Annotated in this window: 33 protein-coding genes; 17 read left to right on the top strand and 16 right to left on the bottom strand. The window is 71.9% G+C overall.

The annotated features are described in order from the left end of the window. Positions 1–2 precede the first annotated feature (2 nt). The 8 genes from C6N75_RS00700 to C6N75_RS00665 all read right to left on the bottom strand — a co-directional run bounded on the left by C6N75_RS00700 (position 3) and on the right by C6N75_RS00665 (position 7,214). Complete coding sequence (locus tag C6N75_RS00700; protein ID WP_105866859.1) at positions 3–1,271, bottom strand: lanthionine synthetase C family protein; 1,269 nt, start codon at positions 1,269–1,271, stop codon at positions 3–5. After that, the gene (locus C6N75_RS00695; protein WP_258177145.1) at positions 1,268–4,360 is read right to left on the bottom strand and encodes a lantibiotic dehydratase; all 3,093 of its coding nucleotides are present in this window, start codon (positions 4,358–4,360) and stop codon (positions 1,268–1,270) included. Before C6N75_RS00695 ends, C6N75_RS00700 begins: the two co-directional genes overlap by 4 nt. 111 nt (positions 4,361–4,471) lie before the next feature. After that, positions 4,472–4,651, bottom strand: coding sequence for an FxLD family lanthipeptide (gene fxlA / locus C6N75_RS00690; protein WP_105866858.1), 180 nt, complete (start codon positions 4,649–4,651; stop codon positions 4,472–4,474). Between the two features lie 194 nt (positions 4,652–4,845). After that, positions 4,846–5,499 carry a hypothetical protein gene (locus tag C6N75_RS00685; protein ID WP_258177144.1) on the bottom strand — a complete coding sequence of 218 codons (654 nt, stop codon included), beginning with the start codon at positions 5,497–5,499 and terminating at the stop codon, positions 4,846–4,848. Then, complete coding sequence (locus tag C6N75_RS00680; protein ID WP_105866866.1) at positions 5,496–5,699, bottom strand: DUF5999 family protein; 204 nt, start codon at positions 5,697–5,699, stop codon at positions 5,496–5,498. The genes C6N75_RS00685 and C6N75_RS00680 overlap by 4 nt, the downstream gene beginning before the upstream one ends. A gap of 8 nt (positions 5,700–5,707) precedes the next feature. Continuing rightward, complete coding sequence (locus tag C6N75_RS00675) at positions 5,708–6,211, bottom strand: DUF6302 family protein (protein WP_105866857.1); 504 nt, start codon at positions 6,209–6,211, stop codon at positions 5,708–5,710. Continuing rightward, positions 6,208–6,672 carry a DUF6415 family natural product biosynthesis protein gene (locus C6N75_RS00670; RefSeq protein ID WP_105866856.1) on the bottom strand — a complete coding sequence of 155 codons (465 nt, stop codon included), beginning with the start codon at positions 6,670–6,672 and terminating at the stop codon, positions 6,208–6,210. The genes C6N75_RS00675 and C6N75_RS00670 overlap by 4 nt, the downstream gene beginning before the upstream one ends. Further along, entirely contained in the window at positions 6,669–7,214 is a 546-nt protein-coding gene (locus C6N75_RS00665) for an ATP-binding protein (protein WP_258177143.1), read from the bottom strand. The genes C6N75_RS00670 and C6N75_RS00665 overlap by 4 nt, the downstream gene beginning before the upstream one ends. 304 nt (positions 7,215–7,518) lie before the next feature. On the opposite strand from C6N75_RS00665, the gene C6N75_RS00660 reads away from it, so the two are divergent. Next, a complete protein-coding gene (locus tag C6N75_RS00660; protein WP_105866855.1) occupies positions 7,519–8,364 on the top strand; it encodes a helix-turn-helix domain-containing protein in 846 nt (281 codons plus the stop codon). Continuing rightward, positions 8,361–8,606 (top strand): DUF397 domain-containing protein, encoded by a 246-nt coding sequence (locus tag C6N75_RS00655; RefSeq protein WP_105866854.1) that lies wholly within the window; start codon positions 8,361–8,363, stop codon positions 8,604–8,606. Before C6N75_RS00660 ends, C6N75_RS00655 begins: the two co-directional genes overlap by 4 nt. Positions 8,607–8,755: 149 nt before the next feature. Here C6N75_RS00655 and C6N75_RS00650 read toward each other — a convergent pair whose 3' ends face one another. Genes C6N75_RS00650 through C6N75_RS00635 form a run of 4 tightly spaced genes read right to left on the bottom strand, consistent with a single transcriptional unit; the run spans position 8,756 to position 11,149 of the window. Further along, on the bottom strand, positions 8,756–9,994 hold the full coding sequence (locus tag C6N75_RS00650) for a site-specific integrase (protein ID WP_105866853.1): 1,239 nt from the start codon (positions 9,992–9,994) through the stop codon (positions 8,756–8,758). Beyond that, a complete protein-coding gene (locus C6N75_RS00645; protein ID WP_105866852.1) occupies positions 9,991–10,431 on the bottom strand; it encodes a DUF6221 family protein in 441 nt (146 codons plus the stop codon). The genes C6N75_RS00650 and C6N75_RS00645 overlap by 4 nt, the downstream gene beginning before the upstream one ends. Beyond that, entirely contained in the window at positions 10,428–10,769 is a 342-nt protein-coding gene (locus tag C6N75_RS00640) for a hypothetical protein (RefSeq protein WP_105866851.1), read from the bottom strand. Before C6N75_RS00640 ends, C6N75_RS00645 begins: the two co-directional genes overlap by 4 nt. Then, positions 10,766–11,149 (bottom strand): hypothetical protein, encoded by a 384-nt coding sequence (locus tag C6N75_RS00635; protein ID WP_105866850.1) that lies wholly within the window; start codon positions 11,147–11,149, stop codon positions 10,766–10,768. Before C6N75_RS00635 ends, C6N75_RS00640 begins: the two co-directional genes overlap by 4 nt. Before the next feature lie 211 nt (positions 11,150–11,360). Here C6N75_RS00635 and C6N75_RS00630 point away from each other — a divergent pair, with 211 nt between their 5' ends. From C6N75_RS00630 to C6N75_RS00560, 15 genes are all read left to right on the top strand, one after another. Beyond that, positions 11,361–11,768 carry a hypothetical protein gene (locus C6N75_RS00630; protein ID WP_105866849.1) on the top strand — a complete coding sequence of 136 codons (408 nt, stop codon included), beginning with the start codon at positions 11,361–11,363 and terminating at the stop codon, positions 11,766–11,768. Positions 11,769–11,772: 4 nt separating this feature from the next. Further along, a complete protein-coding gene (locus C6N75_RS00625) occupies positions 11,773–12,231 on the top strand; it encodes a hypothetical protein (protein WP_105866848.1) in 459 nt (152 codons plus the stop codon). Further along, complete coding sequence (locus tag C6N75_RS00620) at positions 12,228–12,560, top strand: hypothetical protein (RefSeq protein WP_105866847.1); 333 nt, start codon at positions 12,228–12,230, stop codon at positions 12,558–12,560. The genes C6N75_RS00625 and C6N75_RS00620 overlap by 4 nt, the downstream gene beginning before the upstream one ends. A gap of 64 nt (positions 12,561–12,624) precedes the next feature. Continuing rightward, the gene (locus C6N75_RS31955; RefSeq protein WP_105866846.1) at positions 12,625–12,900 is read left to right on the top strand and encodes a hypothetical protein; all 276 of its coding nucleotides are present in this window, start codon (positions 12,625–12,627) and stop codon (positions 12,898–12,900) included. 4 nt (positions 12,901–12,904) lie between these two features. Continuing rightward, positions 12,905–13,453, top strand: coding sequence for a RusA family crossover junction endodeoxyribonuclease (locus C6N75_RS00610; protein ID WP_105866845.1), 549 nt, complete (start codon positions 12,905–12,907; stop codon positions 13,451–13,453). Next, a complete protein-coding gene (locus C6N75_RS00605; RefSeq protein WP_105866844.1) occupies positions 13,446–13,670 on the top strand; it encodes a hypothetical protein in 225 nt (74 codons plus the stop codon). Before C6N75_RS00610 ends, C6N75_RS00605 begins: the two co-directional genes overlap by 8 nt. Then, positions 13,667–14,275, top strand: coding sequence for a hypothetical protein (locus C6N75_RS00600; RefSeq protein WP_105866843.1), 609 nt, complete (start codon positions 13,667–13,669; stop codon positions 14,273–14,275). Before C6N75_RS00605 ends, C6N75_RS00600 begins: the two co-directional genes overlap by 4 nt. Positions 14,276–14,374: 99 nt before the next feature. Then, entirely contained in the window at positions 14,375–14,635 is a 261-nt protein-coding gene (locus C6N75_RS00595; RefSeq protein ID WP_105866842.1) for a hypothetical protein, read from the top strand. Continuing rightward, complete coding sequence (locus C6N75_RS00590; protein ID WP_105866841.1) at positions 14,632–15,189, top strand: hypothetical protein; 558 nt, start codon at positions 14,632–14,634, stop codon at positions 15,187–15,189. The genes C6N75_RS00595 and C6N75_RS00590 overlap by 4 nt, the downstream gene beginning before the upstream one ends. Positions 15,190–15,412: 223 nt before the next feature. Next, positions 15,413–17,371 (top strand): FtsK/SpoIIIE domain-containing protein, encoded by a 1,959-nt coding sequence (locus C6N75_RS00585; protein ID WP_105866840.1) that lies wholly within the window; start codon positions 15,413–15,415, stop codon positions 17,369–17,371. A gap of 122 nt (positions 17,372–17,493) precedes the next feature. Further along, a complete protein-coding gene (locus C6N75_RS00580; protein ID WP_146132449.1) occupies positions 17,494–17,970 on the top strand; it encodes a hypothetical protein in 477 nt (158 codons plus the stop codon). A gap of 130 nt (positions 17,971–18,100) precedes the next feature. Beyond that, positions 18,101–18,748 (top strand): hypothetical protein, encoded by a 648-nt coding sequence (locus C6N75_RS00575; protein ID WP_105866838.1) that lies wholly within the window; start codon positions 18,101–18,103, stop codon positions 18,746–18,748. 209 nt (positions 18,749–18,957) lie between these two features. Next, the gene (locus C6N75_RS00570; protein ID WP_105866837.1) at positions 18,958–19,431 is read left to right on the top strand and encodes a hypothetical protein; all 474 of its coding nucleotides are present in this window, start codon (positions 18,958–18,960) and stop codon (positions 19,429–19,431) included. Further along, a complete protein-coding gene (locus C6N75_RS00565) occupies positions 19,431–20,165 on the top strand; it encodes a hypothetical protein (protein ID WP_105866836.1) in 735 nt (244 codons plus the stop codon). Before C6N75_RS00570 ends, C6N75_RS00565 begins: the two co-directional genes overlap by 1 nt. Positions 20,166–20,329: 164 nt before the next feature. Next, positions 20,330–20,746, top strand: coding sequence for a hypothetical protein (locus C6N75_RS00560; RefSeq protein ID WP_105866835.1), 417 nt, complete (start codon positions 20,330–20,332; stop codon positions 20,744–20,746). A 78-nt stretch (positions 20,747–20,824) separates the two neighbouring features. Here C6N75_RS00560 and C6N75_RS00555 read toward each other — a convergent pair whose 3' ends face one another. From C6N75_RS00555 to C6N75_RS00540, 4 genes are all read right to left on the bottom strand, one after another. Further along, positions 20,825–21,880: a hypothetical protein gene (locus C6N75_RS00555; protein WP_105866834.1), complete on the bottom strand. Its 1,056-nt coding sequence runs from the start codon at positions 21,878–21,880 to the stop codon at positions 20,825–20,827. Positions 21,881–21,994: 114 nt separating this feature from the next. After that, positions 21,995–22,276 carry a hypothetical protein gene (locus tag C6N75_RS00550; RefSeq protein WP_105866833.1) on the bottom strand — a complete coding sequence of 94 codons (282 nt, stop codon included), beginning with the start codon at positions 22,274–22,276 and terminating at the stop codon, positions 21,995–21,997. A 73-nt stretch (positions 22,277–22,349) separates the two neighbouring features. Beyond that, on the bottom strand, positions 22,350–24,116 hold the full coding sequence (locus tag C6N75_RS00545; RefSeq protein ID WP_105866832.1) for a hypothetical protein: 1,767 nt from the start codon (positions 24,114–24,116) through the stop codon (positions 22,350–22,352). A gap of 49 nt (positions 24,117–24,165) precedes the next feature. Further along, positions 24,166–24,492 carry a hypothetical protein gene (locus tag C6N75_RS00540; RefSeq protein ID WP_105866831.1) on the bottom strand — a complete coding sequence of 109 codons (327 nt, stop codon included), beginning with the start codon at positions 24,490–24,492 and terminating at the stop codon, positions 24,166–24,168. Positions 24,493–24,608: the final 116 nt, after the last annotated feature.

Raw genomic sequence — 24,608 nt, 5'->3', positions numbered from 1 at the left:
GGTCAGGCGGTGAGCAGGCAGGCGTCCCACGCGGTGCGGGGCGGCTCCGTGCCGTCCGCGGTGAGCAGTCCCAGCGCGGTTCCGGCGGCGCCGTCGAGGAGGCCGGCGCCCGCCGCGTCCTTCAGCAGCAGGGCGGCGGCGTCGTCCGGGGCGGCGCCGGGCGGGACCAACACGGTGAGAAGGGCGGGTATGGCGGCGCGGAGCTGTCCGGCCGCGGCACGCTCGGCGTCGGCGGCGGCCCGTGCCGCGATGTGGACGAGACCGGCGAAGCCGTGGCACAGGCCGCTGTCGGTGGTGGCGCGAAGCTGCGCGCGGTCGGTCAGCGCGTCCAGCAGGGCGGCCTCGGCTTCGGCCTGGAGGTCGCGGTCGCCGAGGGCGAGCGCGGCGAGCTGCTGAGCGCGGGCCAGACCCGCGGTGCCGTAGCACCAGCTCGGCCGCCGCGGTGCCGAGGCTGCGGGCCGGCCGCTGCGCAGTTCCTCGCGGGTGATCAAGTACGGCCAGGCCGTGCCGCGCCCGGCGGGCACCTTCCACCGCTCCAGCCAGGCCAGGATGGTGCGCATCGCCTGATGGTGGCTGGTGACGGTGGTGCCGCGGCGGGCGGCGAGCGCCAGCAGCGCGAGGACCGCGCCGATGCCGTGCGCCATGCCGTGGTTGGCGTGGCCGCCGGGGAAGCGGTCGTCCGGCCGGCCGGAGGGACCGGTGGCTGCCCACCAGCCCGGCAGGTGCTCGTCGTCGTGGGTGACCGGGTCGGTCAGGCGCACGCAGTAGTCGAGGACGGCCCGGGTCACCGGTCCCGCCGGGTCGCGGCGCAGCAGGTAGGCGCCGTAGCCGCTCAGGCCCCGGATGGCGTCGAACTCGGCGAGCGCCGGGAGCTGCCCGGCGTCGATCCGATGGTGCGCGGCGTCCAGGCGCCGCCGGGCGTCCACCGTCACCTGACGGTCGAGCAGGTCGAGGCCGCGCCGGTAGGAGCCGGGCAGGTGATCGGCGGCGCACGCCAGGACGTGGGCGAGGGCCGGGGCGCCGTAGAAGGGGTAGCTGTCGGAGCCGCTGGTGAACGGCTGTCGGGTCGCCGCGGTCAGCCAGTCGTGGGCGCGCTGCCACGGGGCGAGTCCGGCGGCGGCGCGCTCGACGTGGAGCAGGGCGATCCCGGTGGGGCCGTAGGCGAGGTTCTGCCGATTGGCGTCGTCGGTGGCGGCCACCGGCGCCTGATCAGGATGGGCGAGGTGGTCGGCGATGGCCGTGGCCACTGCGCCGGCGGACTGGTCGGTCATGATCGCCTCCCGGCGCGGGCGGTGAAGGCGAGGGCGGCGGCGCGGGCGAGGTACAGGCAGACCTCTTCCTCGGGGAAGTCCACGGCCACGTGCCGCACGAAGTGCGTGTGCAGCAGGGAGGTGAGCACGCCGTCGGCCGCGATGCCCTCGGCGTGCGGGCCGGACAGATGCGGCTGGTACGCGGCGAGCGCGGCGGTGCGCCCGGTCCAGGCGTCCACGATCGCGGCGCCCCCCGGCGCGGACCGCAGGGCCGCCCAGTTGCCGCGCGGGTCGGCCAGTCGTACAGCGTCGGCGAACTGCGGGCGGGGGACCGGCTTCGGCGGGGTCGGTTCGACGTGGTCGATCAGCCAACGCGCGCCGTCGTTCGGGCTGCCGAGGAACGCGGAGGTGATGGCGAAGAAGTGCGCGGCCACGAGCGGGCGCTGCGCCGGCCGGACGGCCTGGGCGAGCTGTGCCACCAGCGCCGCGGAGTCCGCGCGGAACACGGCCTCGGCCGCGTTCCATGCCGCCCCGGAGCCCCACCGGCCCGTCTCGCGGTAGGAGGTGGGGTAGCGCAGGTCCGCCAGCAGCCCGGCGGCCCGCAGTTCGTCGGCCCAGGTGCTGACCGTGTGGATGGTGTCGGCGAAGTCGTCCGGGTCCGGCAGGGCGATGCGCAGTCGAAGGTGCTGCTGGGGGTCGCGGAAGCGGACGTACCACCAGGGGGGCGAGCCGAGGCGCCGTATCAGGTCGGGCACGTGACGGGCGAGGAGGGCGTCTTGGCGCCGCGGGTCGCCGTACAGCGCGGCCAGCAGCACCGGCGAGGCGGCCGGGCTCTGGATCTGGGCCGGGGAGAGGGTGCGGGCGGTGGTCGGCGTGGGCAGTTCGGGCCAGGCCGGAGGCCGGACCGCTTTGAGGGGGACCACGATCTCGTGGGCCCGGCCCCCGCTCCAGCCGTCCGCCCCGGGCGGGGCGGCTTCCACCAGCACGGCCGTGCCGGTGCGGTCGAGGTGCTGGCGCAGCAGGCTGCGGTGGCCGGGCTGGTCGAGGTCGAGCGGAAGCCGCCGGTCGTCCTGGACCAGGTGCACGTGCTGCGGCAGGCGCCGGCGCTCGCGCCACTCGGACAGCGCGGCGTCCCAGTCCGTGCCGCGGCGGTGGCGGTCGGGGAGGTCGCCGCCCTCCAGCCTCCATCGGGCCGGGGCCAACACGATGCGGCCGTACCGCAGGCGCGGGAGGAACGGCATCGCTGCGGCGGCGCCCCAGTCGAAACGGGTGACCTGGGCGCTCTGTGCCCGCGACACCTCGGTGATCAGCCGGGCCAGGGGCGGGGTGTGCTCGCTAAGGTTCAACGCGTGCATCCCGACGGCCTCGATGCGCAGACCGCGGCCGGGAGCGGCCAGGTACATCCGCCGCCCGTCGCAGCTCATCGCCAGATCCGCCGGCGTGAGCACCGCGGCGTCGGGGGCTCGGTGCTCTTGCAGGCTGATCACCAGCGGCAGCACGCGCGGGGTTCGGGTGACGTGGGCGGTGTCGGGCAGCAGCGCGGGGAAGGAGAGCTGCGCCGCCACGGTGCCCGAGTCGGCGGTGGGCAGATCGGCCAGCTCCTCGTGCAGCGGGCCGCGCTGTGGGGCGGGCAGTACGCCGAGGAAGCGCCCGACGGTCACCCCGGCGCCGCGGGCCACGCTGGTCACCTCCACGGTGAACTGCCCCCGGCGGACGTCGGCGAGGCTGGCCGCGTGCAGCCGTACGCCGACCTCCAGGTGGGGCGGCACCCGCGGCTCCTGCGGTCCCCGGTCCAGGGCGGCCACCATCTCGTCGGTCAGCACGATCTCGTCGCGGCCGTCGAGCGCCGCGCCCTGGGCGAGCCGCAGCAGCACATCGTCCCGCGGCGACAGGCGGCGCCGGTCCGCGGTCGGGCTGCCCGGGTACCCGTCGGGGTAGCCGATGCCGCTGTCCGCGACGACGTCCCGCAGCGGCACCATCGTGCCGACGCCGAACCGCTCGTAGAACCGCTGGTGGTAGTCGTTCCACGGCTCGGTGCCGTACGGGCGGGCGCAGAGCCGGGTGAGGACCGTGGCGGCGCGCTCCACCTCGCGGGCGACCGCCGCGGGGAGCACCACGGCGGCGTCGAGGCTCAGGTCGAGGGCGAGCGGGTGCCGCCGCAGACCCGGCACCAGAGCGCGCATCCGGGCCGCTACGGCGTCCCGGCCCGCCGCGGTACCGCACTGCTTCAGCCCGGCGTGGACGGCGTGCAGCTCCCGGACGGTGGCCGCCAGGAGGGGGATGTCCTCGGCCTGTGCCGTGTCGAGCTGGGCGACGAGGTGACCGAGCGCGTCGGGCTCGGTCGCTGGCGCGTGGAGGTTGGTGATCAGGACCCTTCGCTGCACGAGACCCGCAAGGAGCCGGTGGACGCGCTCGGGTGCCACGGCGGGGAACTCGGCGGCCAGCTTCTCGGCCAGTTCCCCGAGGCGGATCGGCGCGTCGGCCGCGCGCAGAACGAGCCGGATCGGCGCCGACAGCTCGACGGACGCCTCCACAGCCCGGCGGTGACCGGCCGGGCCGTTGTCCTGGTAGGGCACGACGAGACTGCCGTCCCGCTCGTAGGTGGTGTTGTTGACGACGACCGACAGGAGCGGCAGCAGTTCGCCGCTCCTCTCCAACTGCTCGATCAGCCTCGCCACCCACTCAGCGCCCGCTCGGGCGACGACCGCGTGGTTCTGGCCCCAGCGGGCGCGGGGCTCGGCGCCGAAGGCGGCGGTGGTGACTCCGGCGAACAGCCCGAACGGCGTGGGACGGTGCAGCGCGCGCAGGAGGTAGCGGGCCACCGACAGCCCGACGCGGCGCACTTCGCGGGGGGAAGGGGAGCGGGCTCCCTCCAGGGCCTCCACCTCGGCGGCGAGAGCTGGGCTGGCGTGCCGGAGGGCCTGCGCGATACCGGGGTCGCGCCAGATGCCGCGCACCCAGACGAGGCGTCCGGCGGTGACCTCCGCCAGCTCCTCGGCCTGGAAGGACCGGTCATCGAAGTCGGGCAGGGGAAGCTGCGGCGCCGGCGGTCGGGCGACGGCACGCACCAAGGCGGTCGCGCCCGCCCTGAACGCTGGAGGTGTAGCCACGTGACGTGTCCCTTCGTGCGCCGGGAGGGGAGCCGCCGGTGCCGCCGCGCCAGCAGCGCGACGGCACCAGCCACCGTTCAGGACCTGATGGCCAGGTTCAGACGGCCGAGGTCAGTCGGTGAAGGTGACACAGGCGCCGCAGGAGCTGCCGCAGTTGTCGTCCGTCAGGACGGTCAGCGCAGCGGCGTCGGAGACCTCCAGGAGGGAGACGTTCAGCTCGAACCCGTCCGACTGGCCGCCGGCCGTGGGGTCCTGGACCTGGGTCGTGCCCTTGGTGATGGTTCGCGTCATGACAACTCCAGTTGTCTCGTTGGTTGTTGCGAACAGGTGGTGCTTGCCAGCGCACTGACGCCCGGAGCGTAGCCACGGGGCTACGCCGCGGGTTCAGGTTCTGGCCAACCCGGCTCGGGGTCGAGCCGGGAAGCTCTGGGGTGGAGCGCCGCTCGGCGGTCCGGTTCGTCGCCCAAGACCGCCGAGCGGCGGTTCTAGGCGGCCGGCACAAGATCGTCCAGGTTGACGACCGTGTACTCGCGCAGCTCGCGTACGAGCTGGGAGGCGAGGAACCAACCGATCTGGGGATGGCTGTAGGGGAGGGGAACGTCCGTGCTGGAGAGGGGCTGGATGCCGTCGGCGGTGTACTGGTACGGGGTGCCGATGACGCCGTAGAGCGGGAACCGCGTGGCCAGCAGCGCGACGTGCCCCTTGGCCCTCAGCCGGGGGCACCGCCGGGCCGCCATCCGGGCGTGCTCCAGGCACACCGGCGGCTGCGCGGTCTTCACCGGCCCGGTGTAGTCGTCGCGGTCGTCGGCCGTCTCCACGAAGAGGATGCCGTCGCTGCGCTTCAACTGGACCGTGCACACCTGGCAGCGCAGGAGCGCCATCGTGGTGCGCTGCCGGAGCGGGTGCACCAGCCGCCACTTCGGGGACCCGGTGGGCTGCCCCCCGAAATCCAGCGACATGGAGTACCGCGCCCACAGCACGCCGCGGAGGTCCCGGTCGGGCGCAGCCTCGTCCACGTACCCGAGCCGCGGCCGACGGTCAGGTCCGAGGCGTACGTTCAGGCTGAGGAGGGAGTCCGCCTCTTCGCCCTCGCGGGCGGTGATGTACGGAACGACCACCTCGGCCGCGGTGGCGGTCATGCCGCGTTCCTGGCCGGGACCGCGAGCGGCCGGCGCGGGGCGACGACTTGTCCGTCGGGCAGCAGTTCGCCGGTGTCCTCGAAGAGCAGGACGCCGTTGCACAGCAGGGTCCAGCCCTGTTCTGGCCGGTGCCGGATCGTGCGGGCGGCCTCCCGGTCGGCGGCGTCGGCCGCGGGGCAGGCGGTCTCATGTTGGCACATCATGGTCCTCATCGCAGAGACCTCCTCCGCGGGCCCGACGACGGGCCGTATTCGTGTGCACGGGGGAGGAGTTGAGATCCGCAGCGGGGGACTGCGGGAGTCGGAGAGGCGGCCGGCTGCCGGGGGCAGTCGCAGCCGCCGTAGAAGCGGGCGCGCTCGTCTTCGGTGGCGCGGGCGGGAAGCCGCTCGCCCCACTCCACGACCCAGTAGGGCGACCGGTCACGGGGGCCCGTGAGCCGGATACGCAGGCCGGGGAAGCCGCCGCGCCCCAGCAGCGCCTCGCGGATCGCGATGGCCAAGGTGCCGGGGCCGGCGTCCATGCTGCCGCCGCGGCGTCGGCCGCCGACGGGCACGGCGAGCATCGGGGCGCGGAAGACGCGGACGGCGACGCTGCTGTCGAGGAGGTGCTGGTCGTGCAGACGCGCGGCGACGAACTCGTAGTCGTAGGCGTCTTCGGGCGGCAGGAGCGTGACGAGCTGGGCGTCGGGCTCGGGCGCGGGTGGCGTCGTCACTCGGCATCATCGCCGGCAAGGAGGATGTCGAGGAGGTCTTGGGTGCAGCGGCCCAGGAGGCGCAGGTGGCCGAGGGCCAGCGGGAGATCCGTCGGGGCGGCCGGGCGGCGCAGGAGTCTGCGGGCCTTGCTCTCTGCGGGGTTCTCGACCGGCTCGGTGTCGGCGAGCGCCTGGTTGGCGGCCTTGATCGCCTCGATCTCGGCCGCGGTCACCTCGGTGGGTCGCTTGGCCGCCCGCTTCCGGGCCACGGTCACGAGCTGGGGGAGAGCCCTGCGCAGCCGGGGGGTGAACTCGGCGATCTGCTCGGCGGACGGGGTGACGCCACCGAGCGCGATCTCCACGTCGTCGTAGACGAGGTCAAGGGCGTGGTCGTCGCGTAACGCGTCGAGGAGTCGCGTGAGCCTTTCGACGTTGTCGTCCTGGTCTGCTGGCGCCGGCGCGAGGTGCGTCGGGGTGGTCATGCGGTCCTCCGCGGGGGTGTGGGGATCTTGAAGCAGCACCAGGTCTTGGTCCCGTCGGGGCTCACGCCGCACAGCGTGGCGAGCATGCTGACGATGAACATGCCGCGGCCGTTCTCGTCCAGGTCGTCGGCCGCGCTGATGCGGGCGTGCTGGGTGGAGCCGTCGTTCACCTCGATCGCGAGCACGTCGGCGACGAGCAGGAACCGGAAGACGACTTGGTCGCCCGTTCCGTGCACCAGCGCGTTGGTGACGAGTTCGCTGATCGCGGTCTGCGCGTCATCGACCAGGCAGGGCAGGCCCCAGTGGCGCAGCTTGGCCGCGCTGATCCGCCGGAGGTAGCCGACCCACCGGCCCTCGTGCGGGGCGACGGGCTGCCCGCCGGCTCCGGGATCGCGCCGCAGGTTCAGGGTGAAGTCGTCCCGTACGGCTTCGGGGCCGGCGGTCACGTCCTCAAGGGTCCCGACGATCATCCGGTCACCGCTCTCGGCAAGCGTGTTAGGCCACAGGCGTCGCTCGGTGGCGTTGTCGCGGTCCATCCGCATGCGGGGCGGATATGTGGTGCTCTGGCTCGTCATCAGCGGCCTCGGCTTCGTCGGAGTGGGGGTAGCGGGGCTCGTCCTCTACGGGGGAGGAGGACGAACCCCGCCGAACCGGCGAACCGGTCCACACGAAGGCAGGCGTCACTGTGCGTCACAAATGATCATGACCTGATGGACAGTCACGTCCGCCGCTCGACTAGCTTGCCCCTTTTTCGCTTCCGTGCGCAACACTTTCGTCGATAATCCAAAGAGGCGAGAACAGACGTGCGCATGGCCAACGGTGACGCGGGCGTGCCAGACTGCGCCTATGACGCAGAAGAGAGCGACGCCGTCAATCAAGAGGCGACGCGTGGGTGCCCAACTGCGCCAGTGGCGCGAGGCGGTTGAGATGCCGTCAGGTGATGTCGCACGGGCCATGGGCTGGAGCCAGCCCCGCTTCTCTCGCGTCGAGCGTGGCTACTACCGCATCGGTCGTGACGACGTGCTCGACCTGTGCAAGAAGATCGGCGTCGATGACCCGAAGGGCGTCGAAGAGGTCGCTCGCGTCGCCGAAGAGCCGGCCGGGAAGGGCTGGTGGGCCTCGTACGCCGACAAGGTCAGTGAGGCATACCTGGACTTCGTAGAGCTGGAGGCCGAGGCGGAGACAATCCGCATCGTCCATCCCAAGGTGATCCCGGGGCTGGTGCAGTCACCGCTCTACGTCCGGGAGATGCACTCGCGCGCCCGGTCGAACGACTCGGAGTCACTCATCGCCATCCGCCTCGCCAGGCAGGAAGTCCTCAGCCGAGCGAAGTTCCACGGCGTGATCCCCGAGTCCGCCTTCCACGCTGAGTTCGAGTCCAGCCCTGGCCTCATGGAAGACCAGCTCCGCAAGCTGATCGCCGCCACCAAGATGGAGAACGTCACCCTCCAGATCCTGCCGTTGAAGGCGCACCCTTCCATCGGATCGAACGGAGCAATGACCATCCTTACGTTCTGGCACCCGTGGACGCCCGTTGCCAGCATCGACAACCCGATGGGCGGCTCACACACCTACGACCCGGCCCAGGTCGCCTACCTGGAAGCCGAGTTCGAAAGAATCTCTTCTGCCGCGCTTCCCGTGGACCAGTCACGGGATCTTCTTAATGAGTACCTGGAAGGACTGCACAAGTGACCACCAACAACGGACGCGCTCTCACTGCACCGGAGCTTGAGGGGGCCGTCTGGACGAAGTCTTCCTACAGCGGGGACTCGCAGGGGCAGTGCGTCGAACTCGCTGCTCTCAAGGCTGCCCCGTTCGCTGGCATGCGGGCCGTCCGGGATTCCAAGAACCCGAACGGCCCCGCGCTCGTCTTCTCCGAGTCCTCCATCGCAGGGTTCCTCGCAGACGTTCAGGACGGCAAGTTCGACTGCTGACCCCCGAGCACCACGCGTCGAGGCCCGGTTCCCCCATCCCAACTGGGGGAACCGGGCCTCGATGTACTCCTGCTCATGAGCCAAGGGCAGCGTACCCCGGGTGATCGCTACTCCCGCGGGTAACGGGCAGAAACGAGTGGCTGCGGCACTCAGGTCTCCGTCTGGGCGGGGTCGTCCACCCGCGGCTCAGCTCTGGCTTGAGCGACCGCTGCTCGGGCGGGCCCACCGTACTGCGGGACCTTGTCGAGCGGGTCGCTCGTGCCGACGCCGTGGCGGCGGTCGTAGACCGTGTCGGCCGTATGGGAGCCGTCCGCCCACCGACCGGCTCGGTTCCGCTCGGCAAGCGGGACGCCCTTCTCGGCCATGTCGGTGTTCGCGCCGGCCCGCCACGAGTGGGAGGTGACCTTCTTGCCGTCGATGTACGGCACGCCCGCCTGCTCGGCGAGGAGCTGGAGCCGTTCGTTGAGCGAGCCCGGCCGCATCCGGGTGCCGCGCTTGCGGTCCGCCGGGTAGGAGCGCAGGCCGCCCTTCACGGTCAGGGCGCGGAAGGTCGGCTGGTCGGGGCCGTCCGCGCCGAGTTCGCGCAGCACGGCGAACCAGGCGCGGGCACGGCGTACGAGCTGGAGGTCGGAGCGGTCGTTGATGAAGCGGCCGGCGCCCTTGCCCGCCTGGTCCGTCTTGGAGGTGGCGGTGGTGACGTGGATGCCGGTGTCGTAGATCCGCAGTCGCTTGTTGAGCTGGTCGGCCAGCTCGGACTCCCGGTGCAGGTTGGCGTAGGCGAGCACCACCAGGAACGCGTCCCGCTTGCCGATGTTTGTGCTCTCATCGATCGAGTCGAGGATGCGCACGGTGTACTCGATCGTGGCCGCCGCGGCGCGGTCGACTTCGCCGCCGGCCTTCACCCAGTCCTTCTTCCAGGCCCGCAGGCGGCCCTTAAAGCGGCTGGGGTCGGGCCGGAGGTCGACCGGCTGCCAGTTCCAGATCCGGGACATGTACTGACCGACGCTGTCCGGCTTGAACTCCCCGGTCTTGCCCCGGCGGATCAGGTGCAGGCCGTAGGAGGTGTACGTCGCCGTGGTGCACGGGTACGCCAGCCGCGGCGGGTCCTGCGTGGCGCACCACGTCATGAAGGCGCGGATCGTGGACTCGCGGTTGGTGATGGTGTTGTCGGCGAGATCGGGTTCGGAGAGGTCGGCGACGTCCTCGGCGGACAGCCGGAAGTCGGCGTCCGTCCAGGCCGGCTTCTGGTCGGCGAGCGGCGGCAGCTCGTCGGGGCCGAGCATGGTGTGCTGGGTGATCAGGTAGCGGGGCCCCTGCTCGGCCGCGGCCGGTCCGGGCTCGCCGTCGCGGACCAGTTCCGCGCGTACGACCTCGACCTCCGTGCTCACATCTCCTCCGGCGGCTCGTACTCCGGGTGGTCGGGGTGGTCGATGAACGGCGCGGCGAACTGCTGCACGACCAGGCGGAGCGGCCCGACCAGAGGGGCCTTCTCGTCGGCGAGCTGCGCCTTGAGCAGGTTGACCAGCATCAGCTTGCCCAGGAGGTCGTCACGGGTGCGCTGCGGCTGGTTGCGGACGATGTGCATGGCCGTGGCCTGGTCCACGAAGTGCCCGTCGCCGGTCAGGATCGGGGCGAACACCCGACCGCCCATCCCCTGCACGCCGAACCGGCGCGCGCCCGGCTCGGTCAGCTCCCACCAGCCGTGGGGGGCAAGGGCGCCGGCGGCCTCCAACTCCTCGGTGGCGCGGGCCTCCAGGAACGCCGCCCACTGGGCGGCCGTCACCGCACCTTCGGCGGTCGGTCGCTCGGGTCGCTGCTCGGTCACCGCCGGGCCTCCGCGGGGAAGTCCGGGTGGTCCGCCCACCGCTGCGCCTCGTTGCGCATCCACTCCAGCTTGCGCACGGCGCCGACGATGTCCCGCTTCTCCATGCACGCGTCGGCATACCCCAGCGCGTAGCCCAGGGCCTCGTGGAACAGCGGGTCCACGACGGGCGTCTCTGCGGCCCGCGCCTTCAAGAAGGTGTGCAGGGCTCCGAGTTGGGCGCTCATGTCCGCGTACGCGTCGACCGGGCGGTCCGCGGCCGGCGTGCCGGGGCCGGGGGTGGGCGGGGCCGTCGTCGGCTCCGGCCGGTGTCCCTGCGGGCTGTATCCGCGGCCGTTCACGCCTGCTGCTCCTGGTGGTTGAAGGGGTTGGTGCACTCGGGCGAGGGCTCACCGACGGGGCTGAGGCAGGTGCGGCACAGGTCGAGGCCGGGGCCGCCGAGCGGCGTGGCCACGGTGCCCTGCGGGTCGGTGTCCAGGAACATGGTGGTGCTGGTCTTCCCGTCGCCGCCGGGCAGGTGCCCACCGGTGATGACCCGGCCGAACGCCGCGATCCACTCGTCCGCGTCGTCCGGGACCGGCATGGTGTTCGGTACCGGCTTCATGATCGTGTCCATCTCGGCCGGGTGCTCGCCTCGCTGGAGGCGCGCAACGAACTCGGCCGGCGGCACTCCGCGCGAGCCGACCTCGTCCGGACCGTCCGCGCGCTCGTTCCCGCTCATCTGTTCCCCTCCCCGCAGGTACCGGCTATTCCAGGGAGAATAACCGGAAAGGTAACCCTAAGTTGTTGTCAGCGTCCCCACCCTATCGCGGAGCAGTGACAATCGGCAGGCGCAACGCACAACGCTGTAACCCACCCTTGTACCTACCCGATGACATAGGCTGCGGGTAGTTCATTGGGTGGGTTCTGTCGAAAGGATCGCAGTGGATTTCGTGATCAGGGGCGCATCGCCCGCATTCGAGGAGGGACTGCTCGCGCTCATCGCCGAGCACGCGGATGATCTGACGATCGAGGTCGATCGGCAGTGGACCGTCGAGCGCGCGAAGGACTTCGTCCGCATCGCCACGCCGGCCGCCCGCACGCTGCTGCACGACGTCCTCCACGGTGGCGGGTACCGGGCGGCGGCCGACCTGCGCGACATGAACCGGGACCTCGCCGGCCCCGCCATCTCCCTGACCAAGACCCTCACCAAGGGCGTGGTCGACGGACTTTGGCCCTCCGGGATGCCCGCGCCGGTCACCGCCGACTACGGCCGCGAGAAGCCGCAGAACAAGAAGGTCGAGGGCTACCGCATGGCGGCCGACCTCATCCCCGTCTTCACCGCCGCCGTGGAAGGCTGACCCCGTGCACGACGACACCCTGAGCCACCACGAGTTCGACACCGAGCCGTTCACCGCCTCCGAGTTGACGGCCATCATGGGCTACCGCAAGGCGATCGAGGGCATCCCCGACGCCATCATGGAGACGACGGCCGCCGAGATGGGCGCCGCGGCGACGGCGTTCGGCCCGGCCGCCGCGAAGAGCCTGCTCACGGACCACGGTGATGCCCTCAACACCTGGTTCCTCGCGCTCGACCAGGCCCTCGCGGAGCTGCTGACCTGCACTACCGAGTCCACCAGGTACTCGACCGCCGCCGGACGGTTCCTGACGGCGGAGGCCGCCGCCTACCACCGCGCGCGCCAGCACTTCGAGCACACCACGACCGTCTTCCTGCTGGGCCGGGACACCACCCCGCTCATCGGGAACTACCCGCGGTTCACCAGCTCCCTCAACCTCCCCATGCAGTGCCTGGAGGACGAGTGAGTGACGAGAAACCGCAGGTGGCGGACCCGGAGACGGGCGAGATCCGGATACTCGAAGACCGCTGCGGGACGTGCGTCCTGAACCCCGACGGGAAGAACGCGGATCTTCGCCCCGGGCGGCTGAAGCAGTTCGTGGGGGACACCCGCGCGGCCGACGGACACGTGGTGTGTCACTCGACCGTGCCGCCCGCTGTCCCGGCAGGTACGCCGGCGGCCATGTGCCGGGGGTACGTTGACGCCTACGGCCTGCCGCGAGCCGCCCAGGACGTCATCCGACTTGGCCTCGGGCACCTCGTAGAGGTCCCCGACCCGAAGGCCACCAGGGCGTAACGCCCTTCCACCGCCCGGCTGCACGAGCGAGCGCCGGGCCCGCAACGCTCCGAGAGGACAGACCATGCACTACACCGAGGACCCCCTGATGGAGGGCCCGCGGCGCAAGCACCGGCTCGTGCTGGAAGCCGTCGGCACCACGACGAGCCTGTTCGGCGCCGAGAAGAAGCTGTACGCGGCCGGCTGCGAGGCGGGCGACTGGATGGACCCGCGCCAGTACACGGGCGCGGCGCACCACGAGGGCTTCGACCAGCACATGGCCGAGGTGCAGCAGAAGGTGCACCGGGAGACGGAAGCCGCCGCGGCGGAGCAGGATGACCGCCCCGACCAGGAGGCGTGACCCCGTGTTCCGTATCAGCGCGAAGGAGGCCGCGCGCTACCCCGGCCTTCGGGCCCGGCTCGACGCCGCGCGCTCGCCGAAGCAGAAGCTGGCTAAGGCCCGCTCCCGGTCCACCGCCAGCGCGACGGCGTACGTCGAATGGGACTCGGGGCGGGAGATCGGGGCGGCCCGGCACTGGGTCCTCGACCTGCCCGACACCGAGCTGATCAACGCGAACGATCGCGGCCACTGGAGCCGGCGGCAGCGGCTCACCGCCTCCATACGGGAGGCCACGGCCGTGCTCGCCCGCCAGCAGCGCGTACCCCGGCTGACCCGGGCTCGGGTGGTCTACGTCGTGCAGCCGAAGGCTCGCACGAGGGTCTTCGACCCGTCGAACTGGGCGCTCTCGGCGAAGGCAGCGGTGGACGGCCTCCAGGACGCGGGCGTGTTCGAGGACGACAACGCCGCGGTGGTGACGGGCGTTGACCCCCGTGCAGGAAGGCGCCAGGACGGCGCACACATCAGGATGTCGCTGGTCATCATCGACCAGGGGGAGGAGAACGCAGGTGTCTGAGCCCGAAGAGGAGAGGACGGCCTGGCAGCGCGCGGTGGATGCGTTCGAGGAGGCCGGGCTGCGGTCGGAGCTGGTGCCGACGTACGCGGATGCGCTGCTCGCGCTGCGCGACACGGAGATCGCGGCGAAGCTCCGCGCGGCCGGGCACGAGCGGGCTGCGGCTCTCGTCCAGCCGGACCCCGACCTTGTCGACGCAGCTTGGGGCGAGGACCGGTGACCGGGCTGACGCCGATGGAGCGCCGCCCGGCGCCCGTGGACAACGCGGTGAAGGCCGGGGTGCCGCACGGTGCCCCGGTCCTTCGGGGCGGTGAGCTGGCTGCCCTGTACCGGGACGCCTCCTTCTACTCCCGGCCGGACACCCGCTATGTGAAGGCCGTACATGTCGCGGTGTTCTCCACCCGGCTGACGACCAACGCCGGCGGACAGCTCGGTGAGCTGGCCGCCGCATGCGACCCGAGCGGCATCATGCTCTGCGATGACCTGTTCCTCGACGCGTACGACGTCAAGACGGCCGCGCGGTGCCGACGTCGGGCGTGCCAGGCGCTCTTCGCGGTCGCGGAGCGCCAGCACGGGGACCTCGACCACATCCGCTCGTACTACAAGCTGGAGCACCGGATCGGCGTCCGCGTCGACCTGGGGCTCCGGGTCCGGCACGAAGGCCGCCCGGGGGCGATCATCGACACCCGCGGGCAGTACCTCGTCGTCCGCCTGGACGACGAGACCGTACCGGTGACGGTGCACGCCACGTCCGGCATGGAGTACCAGGGCAAGGACGGCTGGGTGCGGGCCGTGCCGCTGCCGGACCCGTACGCCGCGGTGTAACGAACGGGCGGGCCACTCCGTCTATCCCGTGCACGGCCCCCTGCGTCGGCGCCCGCCGACCCCGTATTCATGCAGGGGGCTGTGCTCTGGGGAGACATCGTGAGCACAGCCACCACCACCGATCGCGCCGAGCTGCTGCGCGAGGCGTCCTTGACGGTCTGCGGCCGGCGCGAGGGCAAGACGAGGGCCTGCAACTCGTGCCTGCGGAAGGCCGACGCCGCCGTGCAGCTCATCAAGGGCCCGACGCTGAACACGCGGCTCCTACCGCGCGTCGCGGACATCGTGTGCGGCTCCGCCGGCCAGCCCTGCGGCGACTGCTGGGAGAAGGCCACCACCCTGATCCTGGAGCTGCGCGGATGAGCTTCGACTTCCCCGCGCCGATGATGGTGGAGGGCGACGTCGTCCACGACGGGGTGAAGTACGGCAGCAGGCAGCAGGTCTCCGGCGTCTCGTGGCCGATGGTCCCGCCGACGGGCTGGCGGTACGTCGCCCGGACGGTCAAGGCCCTGCTGTACGGCGAGGGCGCCGTCTGCGAGTACTGCGCCGAGGTCTCCGTCAGCGCGGGTCCGTGCGCGCGCACCACGCCGTGCGCCCCGGTCCGCCTGACCATCCTCACCGGGCGGGAGGCGTTCCCGCTGACGAACGACCTGCTGAAGACCTACACGCCCTTCGACCGGCTTCGGCTGATCGCTACCACCGCCGAGTACCGCCCCTTCCAGCCCTACGCCCAGCGGGAGATCGCGGCCCTGAAGTGGACGGCGACCGAGCCGGAGAAGCGGCACGAGCTGATGCGCGAAGTCGTGGCCGAGCTCCACGTCCCCGCGGCTGGCATCCGCACGTTCCTGTGGGACGGCACCGAGGAGATCCCCTACCCCTACAACTGGGCTCGGGCGTCTGCCGATCAAGGCCGGTAGGCTTCTCCCCATAACTGAACACCGGCCTCCGGCCGGCCGACTGCGGCGCACGAGCGAGCGCCCGCGGTCTCAACGCTCCGAACTCGACCAGGAGGGCATCACCATGCCTCGCGTCTCCGCGATCTCTTCCGGCCTCGGCTCCCCGTCCTCATGTGACGTGACGAACACCTGACCTGCGGTTTTCTCCGCCGTCCACGTCACGTCACTTCCCGGGGAGACTGCTGTGCCTCCGCACGACTCGATACTCGCGCGCGCCGCGCTCGGCACCGCGCACGCGCTGGGCAAGGCGTGCCGCTGGTGCGCGCGCCGCCGCTTTGAAGTTGCCCCCGCAGCCGCCTCCGCGAGCCTGACGGGGCTGTCCTGGCTCCACCATGTCGACGGCGTCAGCCTTCCCGAGCACGGCGTGTACGGGCTGGCGACGCTCGCCGCCGGCGCGCTGGCCGCCGGGGGGCTGAAGCACAAGCACAAGGCCCTCGCGACGGCGGGCGCCGGCAGCACGGCCGTGATGGCGGACGCCTGGGTGGGTGCCGCTCTCGGCCCGTCCGTGCCTTCGCTGATCGCCAGCGCTCTGGTGACCGGCGGGGCGTACGCCGCGTACGTGCCGTGGCTCGTCCGCTCCCGCCGGGATCAGCTTGCGCTCCAGGTGAAGGCCGCGAAGGCGGGCGTGGCCGCCGAGGGCCTGGGCACCAACACCCTCGCGCCGGGCCTGACCGGGGCCACCCGCGAGGAGACCGCGCTCATGCAGGCCCTCGTGGCGATGCTCTCCGTGCCCGCGGTGGACGTGACCGCGCTGGAGTACACCCGGTTCGGGTGGCGCGCCGTCATCGTGCTGCCGCCCGGCCGGGACACCTCCCCGCACAAGGTGATCGCGCGGCGCGACCAGCTCGCCACGAACCTTGGGCTGCCCGGGAAGCTGCGCCTGGCCAAGGGGGAGCACGACAACGAGCTGGTGGCGTACCTGTACGAGTCCGACCCGCTGGCCTCGCCGATCCCCTGGCCGGGCCCGTCGACCAGGACGTGCACGGAGCCGGCCGTTCTCGGCGTGGACGCGTACGGCCAGCCGGTGCTGATCCCGCTGCTGTACAACCACACCCTGATCGGCGGCGCGACCGACAACGGCAAGTCGGGAGTGCAGAGCGTCCTCATCGCGTACGCGGTGGCCTGCGAGGACGCCGAGGCCCTGCTGATCGACATGAAGCCCGGCGCGGTGGAGTTCGGCCCGTGGCGCCGCAGCGCCCTCGCGCTCGCGGACACGCCGAGCCGCGCCATGCAGCTCCTCAAGACGGTCTGGGCGGAGGTCGAGCGGCGCGGTGCGCTGCTCGCCGAGCTGGGCGAGAAGAAGTGGATACCGGGCAAGCACGGCCCGGCCTGGTTCGTGTTCATTGACGAGCTGGCCGAGCTGATCCGTCGCGTGCCCGCGGCGGCGAAGCTGATCGAGTCGCTGCTCCAGGTCGCCCGCTTCGTCGGCATCACGCTGGTGTGCGCCACCCAGTCGCCGAGCAACCGCGTGTTCGGCGGCTCCACCGACGGCCGCCAGCAGTACCAGGTGCGCATCGGCCTGGGCGCGAAGGAGTCCACCACCTCCAACTTGATCTTCGGCCCCGGGGCGTACGGGGACGGCTGGTGCCTGGATGAGCTGGACCTCGCGGGCAAGTTCCTGCGGTGGGACCGCGAGCACCAAGAGCCCGTCGATGCCCGCGCGTACTGGATGACTGAGGACGACGTGGCGGCGACGAGCCACCGCTACGCCCGCGAGGAGGAGTCGACGGAGGCCAGGGAGCACCCGGAGCCGTCGCCGGACCCCGACGACGACCCGACGCCTCCCTCGCGCCCCACGCCGCCGTCCGGCGGTCCCGGGGGCGGTCGCCCGCTGCTCCGCGCGGTCCCGACGTTCCCGGACGGGTCGGAGATCGCGGACGAGCGGCACGCGGCGCTGTGGCAGGCCATCGAGAAGGCCGGCCCGCGCGGCATCACCGTGGACGACCTGGTCGCGCTCGACCTGCCGCAGTTCGCGGCCCGGTCGTCGGTGAACGGACCGCTCGGGCAGTGGCGGCGGAAGGGCTGGGTGGAGGAGGCCGGGAAGCACGGGCGCGCGATGGCGTTCCGTACCGCGCCGCGGCTTCCGGTCGCCAAGGTGCCGACGGCCGTCGAGGACTCCGAGTCGGTCACGATCGGCGGGTGAGGCGGCGTCAGCCGCCCGGGACGCTGCCGTGGGCGGGGGCGTAGAGACCAGGACACCGGCGGTCGCGGGAGGCACTTCCCCCGCGACCGCCGTGGTGCGTTCTGCGTGGCATGATCTCCGCCATGACCAAGGGGTGGGGGAAGGTCGCGGCCGTGCTGCTCGCGGCCGTGACGATGGCGGGGACTGCGGCGTGCGGCGGTGACGCCGGCGCGGAGAGCAAGCCGAAGGCGACCGCGTCCGCAGCGAAGAAGCCTGCGGAGCCGGTGAAGGCGCAGTGGGACAAGGCGATGGAGTGGTGGGCGACCCACGACATCGGGTGTGTGAACGGTTCGGCTGTCGACGCCGACCGTGAGGGCTGCGCGGTGCGCGTCCAGGACTACGTGGATGACGTGCGGAAGATCCGGAAGGCGATGAACGCGGACCCCGCGGCGCCGAAGGGCTTCTACTCCGACGCGTACGCCATCATCGACCGGCTGGAGTCGTACGCCAGCACCCCGTCGGGGGAGGGCGACACCGAGGGGTGGCTGGACGCCCGGCCGCTGATCTGGGCTCAGGGCGAGGCCCTGGACGAGTGGATCGCGGCTCATCCGTTGCAGTAGCTCGTCGGCGAGTTGTGGCGTTCCGGCCTCCGGGTGCGGTTCGGAACGCCACCATGAGGGAGCGCGCTCGTTGCGCAGGACGGCGGCGCGCAGCCGGCTCGCCGGTATCAACCTTGATAGAGGAGACGGCGTGAGCGAGGGGTCCGTGGAGGCGGGGGAGCGGCGGGAGAAGTGCACGTTCGCGATCGACGTGGAGCACGCCAAGCGCTTCACGGACCTGCGCAAGGAGCAGCGCCGGGCGATGGCGGAGTGGGTGCACGACCTGGTCGAGGAGAGCAACGGGGGGATCACCCGGGACGAGGCCCGGCTGGAGGCCCGGCGCCGCCGGTCCGAGCTGTGGCCCACGCTCGATCAGTACGTCGAGCGGGCGGTTCGACAGCGGCTTGTCGAGGACGATCTGGCTGGTCCGTGGGAGCCGTTGACGGCCATGGAGGAGGAGTTCGCGACGCTGGCCGGCCGGGGGATCGGGAAGAACTACCCGGGCTTCCTGATCACGCGCACGTACGAGCTGCCCTTGTCCCTGCTCAAGCAGCTTCGGACGGCGTCGATCCGGGTGAGCGAGGAGCCCTTGAAGGAGATGGAGGAGCTGGGGCTGCTGTACAACTCCCTGGACTACACCCCCGAGGAGTACGACAAGCGCGAGGAGCTGGTGAAGCGGGTGATGTCGGCCCCGCGGATCGTGCGCCAGGCCCTCGAACGGTACGGGCCGTGGCCGCCGGACGAGCACCCGCCGTCCTCGATCGCCGCGATTGGGACCCGGGCCCTCAATCAAGGTTGATAGAAGCGGCGCTGGGCGCGGCGCAGGGGCGCGCCTGCGCCGTCTGCACTATCAAGGTTGATAGAAGAAGGCCGGCTGCGCGGCGCTGGACGAGGCCGGGTCGGCGGCCGAAGTCCTCGAACCGCTGGACGGCCTGAAGCTCTGGCCGGCGGCCGAGGTCTGGTGAGCCGGGGCGAAGACCGGATTGTGTACTCGGCCCGGAATCGCCCGTGGAAGACTGGCTGCTCCAACTGGACAGCATCGAAGGGCCCGTGATGACCGACCAGCCCCGCCTCTCCGAACTTCTCGGCGCCACGGATCGGGAGGCCGTGATCGCCGAGGACTTCGCGTACGTCCTCGACCGCATTTCCGCGCTGGTCGGGTACGCGGAGGATGGGAACTGGCGGTCCGTCCACGAGAAGATCGGCTCCTTGAGGTCCGCCCTGGACACCTTCGAGCGCAAGATCAGCGAGCCGGTGACGTACGAGGACGGCGAGAAGGGGTCGGTGTACCACGATCCGATCGTGGACTCGCACCGGACCGTGCAGCTCATCACCGCGTTCGCGCAGCGGCACGGCGGGCGGCTCGGGCCGACGCTCTTCCCCATCGAGAAGTTGGAGAACGAGCAGGCCGTCGAGCAGATCCGCGCCGACGCAGAGCGCACCCGCCGCTTCAAGCAGGAGCTGTTCGGGGACGACGCCTGATGGCGGTTCCGCGGCGAGCCGAGCGGCTGCGCAAGGTCGCCTGGAAGCTCACCGAGCAGTACGGCCTGCCGCGCGACCGGCAGATCGAGGCCGAGCTGGACGAGTACGCGCACCCCAAGCGGTGGACGTTCTTCTGGCGGGACGGCCCCACCGAGACCGCGGTCCGCCGGGCCGCGGCGAAGCTCGACAAGGAGGCCCTGGACGGAGTCGGCTACCGGCGCGAGTACACCGACACGGCTTGGGCCGTCGCCGCGATCCGCTACGTCCGCGACGGCGACCCCGGCGAGGACGCGTACAGCGCCGGCGTCAGCGTGTACGACGCCCGCCGGCTGTTGGACACCCTGAAGAACCCGGGCCCGAGCGACGACCGCGAGCGCGCCCTGGCCGAGCGTCTGGTGAAAGCCTCTGAGCGGCAGCCGTCGTGCTTCGGTGACGGTGACGCGATCTGCCGAGAGGTCACGGAGCGGGGCTTGGCCCCGCTGCTGCGCGGCGAGGGCGCCCCGCCGCTGACGCCGATCGAGGCCCTGACCGACCGGTACGCCAGCGGTCGGGCGAGCGCATTGTGGACGCGCAGGCTCGTCCCGATGACGCCGCTGGAGGCGTTCGCTGCGGTGCAGGCGGACCCGAAGGCCGGCCCCGACCACATCGAGGCGGCGCTGTCGCTGCTGCCGGAGCTGCACGCCGCGCTCGACGCCGCCGCGGCGTCACTTCAGGCGAGACTCCCAGCGGTGTGATGATCACGGAGTAGAGTGCGCCATAGGCCCGGTACCGCATCCCCCGTCGGTACCGGGCCCTTTCGTTGCCCGGTCGCCGAGCGTGCCGGGACGCTAGCCCTCCCCAACCCGCACAGTCCTTCCCGCCTGCCGGACCGGCAGGCTTCACTACGGAAGGACTCTGCATGACTTCTTGGACTCCGAAGCTCACGAACGTCCAGGGCACGGACGGCACCACCAGCGACGGCGAGTTCGTCGATGCGAACGGCGTCGTCACCTTCACCGCCATGATCGTGGCGCGGAAGGAGACGAACTCGGCCAGCGACGCCGGGTTCGGCCTGACCCTGCCGGTGCCGGCCAAGGTCACCGGCGCCCGCACGGTCTTCCAGCTCTCCCTGGACGGCCGGAGCGCGGACCACGGCGTGTGGACGGGCGAGGCCCAGATCTACGCGGGCAGCGACGGCAAGTCGATCGACCGTCTGCGCGTGACCGGCACCTCCAACGGCGCGGCCGTGCAGAACATCACCCACCTCTACGGCGACGCCGAGGGTGTGACGGACGCGGAGATCATCACCGTGTCGGGGTCGTACATCCGCGCCTGATGAACGCGGTCTGACGGGCCGCCGGGCACCGATGGGGTTCTTCCCCGTCCGCCCGGCGGCCCGTCGGCGTTTCCGAGGTCAGGCGGTCCGGCCGCGGAGGACGATGACCTGCTGCACGCCGCCGTGCTCTTCTTCGCGCTGACGCAGCTCGTCTTCGACGGCGCGGCGGAGGGGTTCGAGGCGGGTCGGCATCGGCGACCACTCCGGCACTTCGCTGCCGATCTGGGGCGCGCCGCGCTCCTCCAGGAGCTGCTCCATCTCGCTGTTCAGGGCTTCGGCCGCCCGGAAGAAGACGCGCTGGACGCCGCGAGCCCGCAGCCGCATGCCGGGCGGCTCGGTGACCTTCGTGCCGTCGGGGAGCTGCCGGGTGTTGTGCTCCAGGGACACCCACAGGTGCTTGACGGCGTTCTGCTCGTGCTGCCGCTCTTGCTGGTGCCGCCGGGTGAGCTGTTCCCGCAGCGGGAGATAGGCGTTGAGGGCGTCGCGGGTGGCCGGCGACAGCTCCCACTCCTCGACGGGGGGCGGCTCGGCCATGCGGCCCTGGCGAGGGCGCTGTATCCGCACCGTGGACAGGTCGCGGGCGAGGTGCGCGACGTGCTGCTCGGCGAGCGTGCCGGAGCTGGCGGCCGTGTCGAGGACGATGCCGTACATGGCGAGGAAGCGGACGCGGAACGGTTCGCTGATGTCGCGCTTGACCTGGCCCTTGAAGTGCTCCAGGAGCAGGGACCGGGTCACCGGGGGCACGACCGGGGCCAGCGCGGGGGCCGGCGGCATCTCCGGCCGCTCGAACGGTGTGCGGGTGTGCTGGGCGATGATCTCCATGGCGCGGATGCGGGCGCGGATCTGGGCGTCGGACTCGCGGTCGGTCTTGTCGTCGCCGCGGATGCGGCCTTCGCTCGCGAGGCGCAGGAACTCGGTGACGGACGGGCCGGAGAGCAGGGACGTCAGGTCGTCGTACGCGTCGGGCACGAGGCCGTGTTTGGTCAGGGCCCGCTCGAAGGCTCCCTGAAGCGCCCGGAGATGCTTCTTGCGGGAGGAGCCCATCTGCTCGCTGGGAAGGGCGCACAGCTCGTCCACGGCGCGCTTGAGGGCGGCCAGGGACGGCGCGGCGGGCGACTCGGCAGCGGTGGACATGCCCCCATGATGACGGGTCGCTCCTCAGCCAGCCCTCGAAGGCCGCAGATTCGGCCGTCGAAGTGCGCGGGCGCACCCCGGGCCGGAGCCCTGTGGGTGCGCCCGCGTCGTCGGTCACTCGCCGGCGGGCTGCTCCGGCTCCGGCTCGGTGTCCTCCTCGAAGGTGACCGCCACGCGCTCCTGGTAGGTGAGGGAGCCGGCCACGTCGTACTTCTCCGGGAGGGCGGCGCCCATGCCTTCGAGGGCGCCGATGAGCAGCGCCTCGCGCTCCTCGGCGGTGAGGTCGAGCAGCGCGTCACGCGGCCCGCTGATGGTCACGAAGACGTTGACGTACTGCTTGTCCGGGTCTCCGCCGGCTCGGTAGACGGCGGTGTCGAGGGCGACGGCCTTCTGCAAGGCTCCTCCTTGGGTGTGGGCCGACGGGGTGTCGGCGGGAGGCGTACGGTGCCGGGCCGGGCGGGCTTGCGTCTCAGGCGATGAGGCCGCGGCGGCGGACGTGCGGCTCGTAGACGGCGAGGAGGATGCCCTCGGCCCGGTCCGGGCTCTTCATGCCGCGGGCCTTCATCTGCTTCTTCGACTCGACCACCGAGTAGCCGCCGGCGTTGTTGCCGAGGTTCGGCGTGGTGAGCTGGATGGCGGCCTGGCGGTCGACGCGGAGGCGGAGCCGGCCGGAGCCGGTGGCCGGGTCCGGCTGGAGCAGGGCCCGGGACGCGAGCCACATCTCGTCTCGCTTGCGGAAGGGCCGCATCACGGCGCCCGGGTCGTCGCGGTCGGGGGACTCGGAGACCATCACGCCGATGATCTCGCTGTTGTGCTTGCCGTTCTGCCCCCAGACCTCCAGCATGCCGACGGCGCCGTGCCCGAGGCCGTTCTTGTCGATCTTGACGTGCACCTTCGCGGTGGAGCCGAGGGCCTGCGCCAGGCGCTCCGCGGCGTGGATCTCCTCCAGGATCTTCGCGGCGACCTTGACCTGGTTGTCGTTGGCGGCGCCGCTGGAGTGGTGGCGGTGCTCGATCGCGTCGCCGACGATGCGGTAGATCGTGAACTCGTCGCCCCCGTCGGCGGCCACGTCCACGCCGAGGCGGACCCAGGCGCCTTGCTTGACGGTGTGCGTGGCCGTCTCGCCGGGCAGGCCGAGGTCGCACAGGCGCGCCCATCCGGGCCCGGTCGGGTCCTCGTTCTGCTGGGCGTCCTCGACCCAGGTGATCGGGATGACCTTGCCGCCGCCGCCCTTGGGGAAGCGGGCGTACACCTTGGCCTGGACGTACGGGTGGTCTTCGCCGTACTCCCTGATCGTGCGGTCGACCCAGTCCATGTCTGGGAGGTGGATCGCGAGGGAGTGCTGCGGGACGCCCGGGGGGCAGTCGTTGCAGAACGGGACGCGTTCCTTGGTGATCGCGGGGGAGTCGAACGTGGCGATCGGCACGGTGACGGTGGTGGGTTCCTCGGGGTCGTCGCCTTCCTCGCACAGGCCCTCGAACCAGGACCGGGGGTCGTCGGCCGGCGGGTTGCCGATGGCGAGCATCCGGGCGTCACCGGTCAAGAGGTTGTTCGTACCGGCGCCGATGCTGCGGGCGATACCTCCGGCCTCGTCCACGACGATCAGCAGCTTCGGCGTGCCGTGGATGCCCTGCATGGCCGCCTCGTCGCCCTCGGGGGCGGTGAAGCCGTAGGCCACCACGACGTCGTTGCCGTAGGCGTCGGGCATCTTCCACTGCGTCGTGTCGCACCACCCGGGCAGGCCCGCGCGGGCGACCGTCTTCCTGATGTGCGGCCAGAGCTGGTTGCGCACCTGCCGGAAGCGAGTCGCGGTGGTGACGATGACCATCGTCCCGGGCGGGTTCACCGCGCCCGCCCACGCGACCAAGCGGCCTGCGATCCACGTCTTGCCGACGCCGAACCCTGCGGGGACGGCGATCCGCTTGTGGAAGGGGACGGCGTCAACGATGTCGCGCTGCTTGCTCCAGATCGACTCGCCCAGCACGTCCTCGATGAACCCGCTCGGGGAGTCCGCCCACAGGCCGTAGAGGGTGCCGGTCTCCCGCTCGACCTCGGTGAGCACGTGGCTCAGGTCGTGGGTGTCGAGCGTCTTGAGGACGGCGCGCCGGGCCGGCACGGGGGCCCGCAGGAGCAGGTCGGCTTCACGGGAGGCGATGCGGGAGCGGACTCCGGAGCGCTGCTCGACGGCGGCTTGCGCGGCGGCCACGGCGGGGGTCGGGGAAGTCGGGGCGGCCATGGCGCGCACCGTGCACGCCCTGCTCGCCTACCGTCCCGGGCCGCCTTGATCAGGGGCAGTACCCGCAGCCGGCGGTGCCGTTCTGGCACTCCTCGGTGAGGTGGTAGTCGCCGCGGCATCCGCAGTCGCAGCCGCCCAGGAGCCCCTTGGCGAACAACCGCCTGATCTTGGCGAGGAACAGCCGGTCGGGCACCGGGCCGGTGACCTCCTCCAGGGCGGCCTGCACGTCCCACGACATCCGCCAGGGCACCGCCCCCGGGCCGCGGGGCACCGGCACGCGGCGTACGGCGTCGCACAGGACTTCGTCGGGGATGTCCTTGCACTGCATGCGGCGGCCGGCGATGAACCGGACCGTGGGGCGTTCGGCGGTGTCCATGGGAGTCCTGGAACGTCTGCGGCCCCCGTCCGGTCTCAGTGCCTCCGCTGCGGCCACCTGGGGGAGTTGGTGGGAGCGGCGCCTGATCGGGGAACGGGGGCTGCAGGCGTTCCATG

The sequence above is a fragment of the Streptomyces solincola genome (assembly GCF_002982015.1).
GTDB classification, from domain to species: domain Bacteria; phylum Actinomycetota; class Actinomycetes; order Streptomycetales; family Streptomycetaceae; genus Streptomyces; species Streptomyces solincola.
The sequence above is the reverse complement of the archived record's forward strand: the minus strand, read 5'-3'. Positions and strand labels throughout refer to the sequence as shown.